A 10,308-nucleotide genomic window follows, 5' to 3' on the forward strand; every position below is an offset into this window, starting at 1 on the left:
TTCGAACGTCGGTCGGTTTGCACTCGCGCCTCGCAATTTTCAGGAATTCCAGATCATGAACGACGGCACACCAACAGGGGGCCAACCCCCGGCGCCGAAAATGCGATCCTTTGCGGCGATGCGCCATTCCGGCTTTCGCGCGCAGTTCACCACCTACGTGCTCGCGATGATGGCCGACAACATCGAGCACGTGATCAGCTACTGGGTCGTATTCCAGAAATTTCACTCGCCGGCGCTCGGCGGCTTTGCCGTGGTCGCGCATTGGCTGCCGTTTCTCTTGTTTTCGGTCGCCTCCGGCGCGCTGGCCGATCGCTTCGACTCACGCCGTGTCATCCAGTGCGGCATGGCGCTGTTCATCATCGCATCGCTGGCCTGGGGCTATTTCTTCTATACCGACAGTCTGCAGATGTGGCAGGCGATGGCGATCCTGATCATTCACGGTTGCGCCGGTGTGTTGTGGCAAACACCGAACCAGATGCTGCTCTATGACATCGTCGGTCCCGCCGAACTCGAAAGCGCGGTGCGGCTCAACGCCATGGCGCGCTATCTCGCCGTGCTGGCGGGACCCGCGGTCGGCGCGGCGGTTCTGCTCGCCCTCGGCGCCACCGGCGGCATCATTCTCAACACCATGTTCTATCTGCCGCTGGTGATATGGCTGATCGCTGCGCCCTACGGGCCGAAGTTTCGCAAGGCCGCGGTGGCGGCGCCGCGCCGCGCGGTGCGCGGGCTCAACGACATCATCGCGACCATGCGCGAGATCAAGGGGCATTCGACCATCGTGTCGATGGTGGTGCTTTCGGGTGCGGCGTCATTCTTCGTCGGTAACGCCTATAGCTCGCAGATGCCGAACTTCGCTGCCGACCTCCAGCACGGTGATCCGGGCCTGGCCTACAGCATGCTGCTGGCGGCGGATGCGGCCGGCGGACTTCTGGCCGGCCTGATCCTGGAAGGCGGCGGTTTGTTGCCGCCGAAGCCGCGCACCGCGATGATCCTGGCGCTATTGTGGGGCGGCGCGCTGACGGTGTTTTCCTTCGCAAACGCCTACTGGTGGGCGCTTGGTTTCCTGCTCGCCGCCGGCTTTCTCGAACTGTCCTTCAACGCGATGGCGCAGAGCCTGGTGCAGCTCGATGCACCGCCCGATAAGCGCGGCCGCGTCATCGGCTTGTTCAACATGGCAAGCCTCGGTCTTCGCACCTTCAGCGGCATCTCGGTCGGCTTCATCGGCAGCCTGATCGGGATCCACTGGTCGCTCGGGCTGTCCGCGCTCGCGGCGATGCTGGTCGCGGCAGGATTACTGGTCTTGCCTTAACGAAGTCAAAGCTCGCGCATGCATGCGCCCCGAGGCCGTTCGACCTCGGGGCGTCTCACGCTGCTCAAACGCTACTTACAACGCTACTTGCGCGACTAGTCCCCCGCAGGCTTGCGGGAGACCGACTCGCCGCCCGGCCGGGCGCGCGCGCCCGAACCCATGCCGATGGTCGTGCCGCGCTTGTGCGTCGACGCCATGGCATGACGGCTCATGCCATGATGGCGCATGGCATGATGGGGGGCCGGCGCCCTGCTGGTCTCAGCGGTTGAGGGTCCCGTCGAATCCGGGGGTGCCGAGGTTTGCGCGAAGGCAACAGGCGCCGCGAGCAGCGAAGCCGCGACAACTGTCGAAACGAGAAGTTTGTTCTTCATGGGTGGCTCCTGAAATCCGTTCATGATCGCGGGAACCAACCGGCAAGCGCCGCCTGCGTTCCTCGTTTGCCGATTGGTAATCCGCAAGCTTCGATGTGCGGCCGGTGGAACCATTTCGCCGCAACGCAAATCCCCTTGCAGTTCGCCGGCAAATCGGGCGTGGCGGTGCCGCCCTAGGTTGCCTCGACGAAATGGCATGGCTGGGTTTCGGCACGCGCGAGGCGAGATGAAGGATGCGCGATGCCAACAAAACAAGCGGCTGGCTGCCCAAGCGGGCCCGCCGCGGCGCGTGAGGTCGCCGGTCGTTTCTGATGAGTGATGTCGTTTCTTGACGGGCGATGCGCTGGCGGGTATTCTATTTTACGAACTTTAGTTCGCTATCCGAACTTTTTGACGAGCCCGAAAACGATGGCCTCTTCGCCCCGGAAAAATTCGAATAATTATTCGCATGCCGAAGCGGGCAGGATTGCCGGCACGTCGCGCGCCGCGCGGGGCAAGAAGGGCGCCGCGGCCGCTGCCGCCGAAAAGGGCGGGGTTACCGCCAAGCGCGCCGGTCTTGCGAAAAATGCCGTTTCGGAAAAGAACACGGTGCAGTCGCTCGCCAAGGGATTTCGCGTGCTCGAGGCCTTCACCGCGCAGGAGCCCGAGCTGACGATGGCCGAAGTGGCGCGGCTCGCCGGCATCGACAACGCGACCGCGTTCCGCTTTCTCAACACGCTGGTCGAGATCGGCTATGTCGATCGCGTTGCCGACAGCCGCAAGTTCCGCCTGGCGCTGAAGGTGCTCGATCTCGGCTTCAACGCGATCGCGCGCTCAGACCTGCGCACCCGTGCGCGGCCGATTCTGCGCGGACTGGTCGGCGAGATCAACGAGGCCGCCTCGATCGGCGTGCTCGAGGGCGCCGACGTGCTTTATGTCGAGCGCATCCAGGCCGGACTGGCGCGGCTCGGGGTCGATATCAGGATCGGCAGCCGCGTTCCCGCCTACTCGACGGCGATCGGCCACGCCATCCTGGCATGGCTCTCACGGCCCGATCAGATCGCGGTGCTGGAAGCGCAACCGCGCCGGCAACTGACCGCGACCACCGAGACCAACCTCGAGGCGCTGCTCAAGCGGCTCGAGCAGGTCAAGCGGCGCGGCTATGCCATCTCCGATCAGGAAACGGTTTCCGGCCTCTATGTGATCGCGGCACCGATTCTCGATCCCGATGGCGTTCCGCTCGCCGGGCTCAGCATCGCGGCGCCGGCGTTCCAGACCGAGCTGAAAGCTTTCGAAGCGGCGGGCGCCGGCGCGGTGATGCAGGCGGCGAAAGCGCTGTCGCGCGCGCTGCAAAGCTCCGGCGGCTTTACGCATGAACGAACGATGTCCTGAACGAACGAGGAGGTAAGAGTGTCAAAAATGAATTTCGATGGAATCATTCCCGCCATCGCCGTGCCTTTCAATGCCGATTTCAGCATCGATGAGGGCGAGCTGCGCCGCTTCTCGCAATGGCTCGCGGCCCAGCCCGGCATCGTGGCGCTGATGACCAACGGCCATACCGGCGAGGTGTTCTCGCTGACGCCGCGCGAGCGCGCCGAGGTGACGCGGATTACCGCGCGCGCCGTCGAGGGCAAGTGCCCGGTGATTTCCTCGGTGGTTTGCGAAGGCATCAAGGATGCGGTCGAGCAGGCCAAATGGGCCAAGGATGCCGGCGCCACCGGCCTCGACATCATGCCTCCGCATCACTGGCTGCGCTTCGGTTTTCTGCCCGAGCACTGCATCGACTATTTCAACGCGATCGGCGAAGCGACCGCGCTGCCTCTGATCGTCCATATCTATCCGGCGTGGACGCGCGGCTCCTACTCCTCGGCGCTGCTGGCCGAGCTTGCCAGGCTGCCGCATGTCGCCGCCTTCAAGATGGGCGAGCGCGAGATGAACAAATATGCCCGCGACATCCAGGAAATTCGCGCCGCCGATGCCAGCAAGGCGCTGCTCACCTGCCACGACGAATACCTCTTGGCTTCGATGGTGCAGGGCATCGACGGGGCGCTGGTCGGCTTTGCCTCGCTGATTCCCGGGCTGATCTATGACCTGCTCAAGGCGGTGAAGGCCGGCAACCTGCACGAGGCGATGCGCATCCAGTCGCTGATCACGCCGCTGAAGGATGTCGTCTATGGCGGCGGCGAGCCGACCGGTGAAGCGCATGGCCGCATGAAGGCGGCGATGGCGCTCGCGGGGATCCTGCGCGACGGCACGGTGCGGCCGCCGACGCATGCGCCGAACGCGCAGCAGCTCGAGGCGATCCGCGCCGCGCTCGCGCATGCCGGGCTTTCCAAGCGCGCCGCGGCCTGAGGCGGTGATGGCAAGCCGGGAGGCAGAAGCGGGGAGAGAGGCGGCTGCGCGGCGCGCGGTCGTCACCGGCGCTGCGTCGGGCATCGGGCAGGCGATCGCCTCGCGCCTGTTCGCCGATGGCTGGGACGTCGTCGGCCTCGACAAGGCGCGCGCCGAACATTCGCCGGCGCATTTCCGCCAGGTCGCGGTCGACCTCACCGACTTTGATCGCCTGGGCGCGGTGCTCGACGAACTCGATGGCGTCAGCGCCGTGGTTCACGCCGCGGGCTTCATGCGCACGGCGCCGCTTGGCGCGCTCAATCCCGAGGACGGCGAGGCGATGTGGCGCCTGCATGTCGAAGTGGCGGCGGTGCTGGCCAATTCGCTGCTGCCGCGGATGAGCGCGGGTGGCCGCATGGTGCTGATCGGCAGCCGCACGGCGGCCGGTGCGGCGGGCCGCAGCCAATATGCCGCGGTCAAGGCCGCGCTCGTCGGCATGGCGCGCTCATGGGCGATTGAGCTCGCACCCAAGGGCGTCACCGTCAACGTCATCGCACCCGGCGCGACCGAAACGGCGATGCTGATGGACCCGGCGCGCGCCGCCACGCCGCCCAGGATGCCGCCGATCGGCCGCTTCATCCGGCCCGATGAAGTCGCCGCGCTCACGGCCTTTCTGGTCGGTCCGGATGCCGGCGCCATCACCGGCCAGCAAATCGTGATGTGCGGCGGCGGCTCACTTTGAATAAAAGCGCCCGGTGCAAAGGGGGCGGAAACGTCAAACAGGAGAATTCATGTCGGTTCGTATCGTTGAAGTGCGCGAGATCACCAAGCCGATCTCATCGCCGATCCGCAACGCCTATATCGATTTCACGAAGATGACCTCGAGCCTCGTCGCCGTGGTGACCGATGCGGTGCGGGACGGCAAGCGCGTCGTCGGCTACGGCTTCAACTCGAACGGCCGCTACGGCCAGGGCGGCCTGATCCGCGAACGGTTCGCCGGCCGCATCCTCGACGCCAAGCCGGAGAGCCTGCTCGATCAAGCCGGCACCAATCTCGACCCGCACAAGGTCTGGGCCGCGATGATGAGCAACGAGAAGCCGGGCGGTCACGGCGAGCGTTCGGTCGCGGTCGGCACCATCGACATGGCGGTGTGGGACGCCACCGCCAAGATCGCCGGCAAGCCGCTGTTTCAACTGCTCGCCGAGCGTCACGGCATGACGGCAAATCCCCGCGTGTTCGTCTATGCGGCGGGCGGCTACTATTATCGGGGCAAGGACAACAACGCCTTGCGCGCCGAGATGCGCTCCTATCTCGATCGCGGCTACAACGTCGTCAAGATGAAGATCGGCGGCGCGCCGATCGAGGAAGACCGCGCGCGGATCGAAGCCGTGCTGCAGGAGATCGGCGCAAATGCGCGGCTTGCCGTCGACGCCAACGGCCGCTTCGATCTGGATACCGCGATCGCCTATGCCAAGATGCTGCGCGATTATCCGCTGTTCTGGTACGAGGAAGCCGGCGATCCCCTGGATTATCACCTGCAGGCGACGCTATCGGAATATTATCCCGGCCCGATGGCGACCGGCGAAAACCTGTTCAGTCACCAGGATGCGCGCAACCTGATCCGTTATGGCGGCATGCGCGCCGACCGCGACTGGCTGCAGTTCGACTGCGCGCTGTCCTACGGCCTCGTCGAATATGAGCGCACGCTGGAGGTGCTGCGCAGCCACGGCTGGTCGCCGCGGCGCTGCATTCCGCATGGCGGCCACCAGATGTCGCTCAATATCGCCGCCGGTCTCGGACTTGGCGGCAACGAAAGCTACCCCGACCTGTTCCAGCCCTATGGCGGTTTTCCCGACGGGGTGAAGGTGATCGACGGTCACATCACCATGCCGGAGCTGCCGGGAATCGGCTTTGAGGGCAAGTCCGATCTCTACGCGGAAATGCGCGCGCTCGCGGCCTGATCAAACATCCGGGTCAACCGGAGCTTCAGGTCAAGAAAATTGAGGAGGAGGCATCCAGGATGCAATCGTTCGGCTATTTCGATACCGGCGTGATCGTCGTCACGATCGTTCTCTATATCGCGCTCACGTCATGGCTGACCGTGCGATTGCGCAGCAAGACCTCTGCGGAATTCATGGTCGGCGGCCGTTCGGTGCCGGCGATCGTGGTCGGCATTCTCTTGATGTCGGAATTCATCGGCGCCAAGTCGACCATCGGGGTGGCGCAGGCGGCGTTCGAGCATGGCATGGCGGCGGCGTGGGCGGTGCTGAGCGCGGCGATCGCTTTTCCGCTGTTCGGCTTCTTCCTGGCGAAGAAGCTTTATAACTCGGGCGAGTACACCATTTCCGGCATGATCGCGCAGCGCTTCGGCCGTTCCACCGAGCTCGTGGTCTCGCTGATCATGATCTATGCGCTGTTGATGGTGAATCTCGGAAATTACGTCAGCGGCGCGGCCTCGCTCGCCACCATCCTCAAGGTGGACCTGACCACCGCGGCCTTCATCATCGCCGGCGTCAGCACCTTCTATTTCGCGCTCGGCGGTTTCAAGAGCGTCGCCTACGTGTCGATGATCCACTGTGCCGTCAAATATGTCGGCGTGTTCGTCGTGCTCGGCGTCGCGCTCTATCTGACCAAGGGCATCGCGCCGGTCGCGGCGAGCCTGCCGCCGTTCTATTTTTCATGGGACGGTCATATCGGCCTCTCCACGATCATCGCCTTCTTCATCGGCAATATCGGCGCGATCTTTTCCACCCAGTTCATCATCCAGGCGGTCGCCTCGACCAAGAGCGCGGCGGCGGCGCGCCAGGCAACCTATATCGCGGGCGCCTTGAGCGTGCCGGTCAGCATTGCGCTCGGATTGATCGGCGTCTGCGCCAAATATCTCTATCCGGACATGAAGAGCCTGTTCGCGCTTCCGGTCTTTATCCAGAGCATGAATGTCGGGTGGGCCGCCTTCGTCTCGATCTCGCTGGTGGCCTCGATCTTCGTCGGCGTCTCGACGGTGGCGCTTGCGATCTCGTCGCTGGTGGTGCGGGATTTCTACGCGCCGTATTTCAAGCCGACGCCGGAGCAGGAATTCCGCGCCACGCGCCTGATGTCGGTCTTCATCGGCTTCATCCCGCTGATCTTCGTGTTTTTCGCGCCGGGGTTGCTGCAATTGTCGTTCTTCACGCGGGCGCTTCGGCTGTCGATTTCGATCGTCGCGATGATCGGCTTCTATCTGCCGTTCTTTGCCAGCAATCGCGGGGCGACGCTCGGCCTTCTGGGCGCGGCCGCCACCACCACGGCCTGGTATCTGTCGGGCGATCCCTTCGGCATCGACAATATGTATGTCGCGCTGCTGACGCCGCCGGTGATCATTTTCATCGAAAAACTGTTTCACTGGGGAAGCGCGGCGCCGCAGCCCGCCAAATCCGCGGTCTGATGCGAGGGCATCGGCCCGGTCTGTTGCATTCAAGGCGTCAGGACCTATAGTCGCCACGGGTGAAAATAGGCGCACGAGGGGCATTTTGCGCGTTGCTGTGATTACGGGGGCGGGTTCCGGCATTGGCGCCGCGGTGGCGCGCCGGCTGGCGAAATCTGATGTCGGCCTGATGCTGCACGGGCAGGGCAGCGACGCAGCCGGGCTTGCGCGCCTGAAGAGCGTCGCGGCCGAATGCGAAAAGGCCGGCGCCAAAGTCGGCACCTTGACCGGCGACCTCGCGAAGGCCGGCACCGCCTCGGCGCTCGTTAGCGCGGCGCGCGACACATTCGGCCCCGTCGATTATATCGTGCATGCTGCCGGCTTCGCCGACCGCCGCGGTTTTGCCGAGCTGCCGCGCGAAGGGCTCGAGCGCGCCTTTGCAGTGATGGCTGCGAGCTTTCACGAAATGACGAGCGCGGCGCTCGTCGACCTGAAGCGGCCGCAGGCCAGAGTCGTCGCGGTTTCGAGTTTCGCCGCCCATCGCTTCACGCCCGATTTGAGCTATCCGGGCTCCGGCTCGGCGAAGGCTGCGCTCGAAGTGCTGGTGAAGTGTCTGGCGATCGAACTTGCCGCTTCAGGCGCGACCGCCAACGTCGTGATGCCCGGCTTCACGCGCAAGGATGCGGGCCTGACCGGCGCGCTCGATGCGAGCGCCTGGCAGAAGGTCGCAAGCGCCAATCCGCTGTCGCGATTGGCCGAGCCCGATGAGGTCGCGGCCGTGATCGCCTTCCTTTTGTCCGCCGAAGCCTCGCATGTGACCGGTGCGGCGCTGCCGGTCGATGGCGGGCTCACACTCTTATAAGGGCAGCGGTGAATGTCGGATGGTTTGACGGGTAGAACGGTCGACGTCGCCGTGCTCGGCGCGGGCATCGTCGGCGTCTCGGCCGGCATCGCGGCGCGGCAACGCGGCCTCTCGGTCGTCGTGATCGATCGCCGCGAGCCCGGCAGCGAAACGTCATATGGCAATGCCGGCATTCTCTCGTCAGGTTCGATCCGGCCGCTCAACCAGCCGTCGCTGTGGCGCGCGCTGCCGTCCTATCTCGGCAACTCCAGCGCGGCGCTGCGCTGGGACCCGCTCTGGGTGATGAAGAACCTCGACTGGGTCGCGCGCTTTCTCGGCAACACGATGCCGTCGCGCATGCGGCCGCGCGCCGCCGCGCTGCATGGCCTGATCGGCGCCTCGCTGAAACTGCACCGCGAATGGATCGTGAAAGCCGGCGCGGCAAATCGTATTCGTGAGACCGGCTGGCTCAAGGCCTGGCGCAGTGAGGCCACCGAATCCGCCAAACAAGAACAGGCTTTTCTGGCCGAGTTCGGCATCAAGAGCGAACTGCTCGACCGTCAGGCGATTTCGGCGCTCGAGCCGAACATCGTGCCGCTCTACAAGACCGGCTTGCTTCATACCCAGACCGCTTCGGTGGACTCGCCGGGCAACGTGACCAAGGCCTATGCGCGGATGTTCGCCGGTGCGGGCGGCGAAATACGCCAGTCCGACATCAGGTCGATCGAACCGGTCGGCGATGGCTGGCGCGTCGTGCTTGCGGACGGCGCGATCGCCGCGCGTCACGTCGTCGTCGCGCTCGGGCCGTGGTCAGCGGATATCCTGCGGCCGCTCGGCTACCGCGTCCCGCTTGCGGTCGAGCGCGGCTATCACCGCGAATTCACGCCGAACCCGGCACGGAGCTTGCAACGTCCGATTCATGATGCCGATGGAAATTTCCTGGTGACGCCGATGGAAAATGGCATTCGCGTCACCTCCGGCGTCGAGCTCACCGACCGCGACGCGCCGTCGTCGTTCGTTCAGCTCGACATGGTGGTGCCGATGGCGCGCGAGGTGGTCGAATTCGGCGCACCGGTAGGCGAGCCCTGGCGCGGCGCGCGCCCCACTTTGCCGGACAGTCTGCCGATGATTGGAAAAGCGCCGCGACACCAGGGCCTCTGGCTCGCCTTCGGCAACCAGCATATCGGCTTCACCACGGGGCCTGCGACCGGCTCGGCGATTGCGGCGATGATCGCAGGCGATACGCCGACATTCGATGTCGCGGCGTTTTCGCCGGGCCGGTACATCTGATGCGGAGCTGGCGATTCATGCCCGATCTTGCGCAGGTGCCGCAATGAACTACGTCTGGGATTTCGGCATCCTCGCCAAATACAGCCATCTGTTCTGGCTCGGGATCGGCTGGACGCTGACCTACACGGTCGCTACCATTGTGCTCGGCACAATCATCGGCCTCATCGTCGGCATTCTTCGCTTGCGGCGCTATCCCGTGATCGACTGGCTTTTGATTGCCTATATCGAAACGTTTCGCTGCACGCCGCTTTTGGTGCAGATCATCTGGTTCTACTACGCCTTTCCGGTCGTGATCGGCGTCAACATCCCGGCGCATGTCGCCGCGATGACGGTGTTGTCGCTCTATGGCGGCGCGTTCTATGCCGAGATCGTGCGCGGCTCGATCGAAAGCGTGCCGCGCGGGCAGTGGGATGCCGCGCGCGCGCTCGGTTTGCGGCCGTGGCGGCTGCTCCGGCTCGTGATCATTCCGCAGGCGCTCAAGCCGATGCTCGCGCCTTACGTCAACCAGTCGGTGACGCAGCTCAAGAACACCTCGCTGGTGTCTGTCATCGCGGTGCCGGACCTCGTCTACAACGCCACCCTGATCAACGCCGACACCTACCGGCCGCTCGAGGTCTATACCATCGTCGCGCTGATCTACTTCGCGATCCTGTTTCCCTCGACCTTGGCCGCGCGCCGGCTCGAACGCGGCATGACCTACGACAAGGCGTGAAGATCTGGTCTCGGCGACGGGGGCGGGCTCCCTCTCCCATGGGGAGAGGGTCAGGGTGAGGGGGTACGCTCT

General features: G+C 64.8%; 10 protein-coding genes. 9 read left to right on the forward strand and 1 reads right to left on the reverse strand.

Annotation, left to right across the window (positions count from 1 at the left end):
• Positions 1-118: 118 nt before the first annotated feature.
• Entirely contained in the window at positions 119-1,309 is a 1,191-nt protein-coding gene (locus tag VFL62_RS12285; RefSeq protein ID WP_325172656.1) for an MFS transporter, read from the forward strand.
• 95 nt (positions 1,310-1,404) lie between these two features.
• Here VFL62_RS12285 and VFL62_RS12290 read toward each other — a convergent pair whose 3' ends face one another.
• Positions 1,405-1,680, reverse strand: coding sequence for a hypothetical protein (locus VFL62_RS12290; RefSeq protein WP_325172647.1), 276 nt, complete (start codon positions 1,678-1,680; stop codon positions 1,405-1,407).
• Between the two features lie 408 nt (positions 1,681-2,088).
• On the opposite strand from VFL62_RS12290, the gene VFL62_RS12295 reads away from it, so the two are divergent.
• From VFL62_RS12295 to VFL62_RS12330, 8 genes are all read left to right on the forward strand, one after another.
• On the forward strand, positions 2,089-3,051 hold the full coding sequence (locus tag VFL62_RS12295; RefSeq protein ID WP_325172648.1) for an IclR family transcriptional regulator: 963 nt from the start codon (positions 2,089-2,091) through the stop codon (positions 3,049-3,051).
• Between the two features lie 27 nt (positions 3,052-3,078).
• The gene (locus VFL62_RS12300) at positions 3,079-4,011 is read left to right on the forward strand and encodes a dihydrodipicolinate synthase family protein (protein WP_325172649.1); all 933 of its coding nucleotides are present in this window, start codon (positions 3,079-3,081) and stop codon (positions 4,009-4,011) included.
• A 7-nt stretch (positions 4,012-4,018) separates the two neighbouring features.
• On the forward strand, positions 4,019-4,732 hold the full coding sequence (locus tag VFL62_RS12305; RefSeq protein ID WP_325172650.1) for an SDR family NAD(P)-dependent oxidoreductase: 714 nt from the start codon (positions 4,019-4,021) through the stop codon (positions 4,730-4,732).
• A 49-nt stretch (positions 4,733-4,781) separates the two neighbouring features.
• Entirely contained in the window at positions 4,782-5,951 is a 1,170-nt protein-coding gene (locus tag VFL62_RS12310; RefSeq protein ID WP_325172651.1) for a mandelate racemase/muconate lactonizing enzyme family protein, read from the forward strand.
• 59 nt (positions 5,952-6,010) lie between these two features.
• Complete coding sequence (locus VFL62_RS12315) at positions 6,011-7,414, forward strand: sodium:solute symporter family protein (RefSeq protein WP_325172652.1); 1,404 nt, start codon at positions 6,011-6,013, stop codon at positions 7,412-7,414.
• A gap of 85 nt (positions 7,415-7,499) precedes the next feature.
• The gene (locus VFL62_RS12320; protein ID WP_325172653.1) at positions 7,500-8,255 is read left to right on the forward strand and encodes an SDR family NAD(P)-dependent oxidoreductase; all 756 of its coding nucleotides are present in this window, start codon (positions 7,500-7,502) and stop codon (positions 8,253-8,255) included.
• 12 nt (positions 8,256-8,267) lie between these two features.
• Positions 8,268-9,524 (forward strand): FAD-dependent oxidoreductase, encoded by a 1,257-nt coding sequence (locus VFL62_RS12325; RefSeq protein ID WP_325172654.1) that lies wholly within the window; start codon positions 8,268-8,270, stop codon positions 9,522-9,524.
• A gap of 43 nt (positions 9,525-9,567) precedes the next feature.
• A complete protein-coding gene (locus VFL62_RS12330) occupies positions 9,568-10,236 on the forward strand; it encodes an amino acid ABC transporter permease (RefSeq protein WP_325172655.1) in 669 nt (222 codons plus the stop codon).
• Positions 10,237-10,308: the final 72 nt, after the last annotated feature.

This window comes from Bradyrhizobium sp. (genome assembly GCF_035701725.1).
In the GTDB taxonomy this organism is placed as follows: Bacteria; Pseudomonadota; Alphaproteobacteria; order Rhizobiales; family Xanthobacteraceae; genus Bradyrhizobium.

Excerpts from the sequence above, each read along its gene's own strand:
- VFL62_RS12285 (WP_325172656.1), top strand. The coding sequence starts at position 119 with ATGCGCCATTCCGGCTTTCGCGCGCAGTTCACCACCTACGTGCTCGCG.
- VFL62_RS12290 (WP_325172647.1), bottom strand. The coding sequence starts at position 1,680 with ATGAAGAACAAACTTCTCGTTTCGACAGTTGTCGCGGCTTCGCTGCTC.
- VFL62_RS12315 (WP_325172652.1), top strand. The coding sequence starts at position 6,011 with ATGCAATCGTTCGGCTATTTCGATACCGGCGTGATCGTCGTCACGATC.
- VFL62_RS12295 (WP_325172648.1), top strand. The coding sequence starts at position 2,089 with ATGGCCTCTTCGCCCCGGAAAAATTCGAATAATTATTCGCATGCCGAA.
- VFL62_RS12330 (WP_325172655.1), top strand. The coding sequence starts at position 9,568 with ATGAACTACGTCTGGGATTTCGGCATCCTCGCCAAATACAGCCATCTG.
- VFL62_RS12305 (WP_325172650.1), top strand. The coding sequence starts at position 4,019 with ATGGCAAGCCGGGAGGCAGAAGCGGGGAGAGAGGCGGCTGCGCGGCGC.
- VFL62_RS12300 (WP_325172649.1), top strand. The coding sequence starts at position 3,079 with ATGAATTTCGATGGAATCATTCCCGCCATCGCCGTGCCTTTCAATGCC.
- VFL62_RS12310 (WP_325172651.1), top strand. The coding sequence starts at position 4,782 with ATGTCGGTTCGTATCGTTGAAGTGCGCGAGATCACCAAGCCGATCTCA.
- VFL62_RS12325 (WP_325172654.1), top strand. The coding sequence starts at position 8,268 with ATGTCGGATGGTTTGACGGGTAGAACGGTCGACGTCGCCGTGCTCGGC.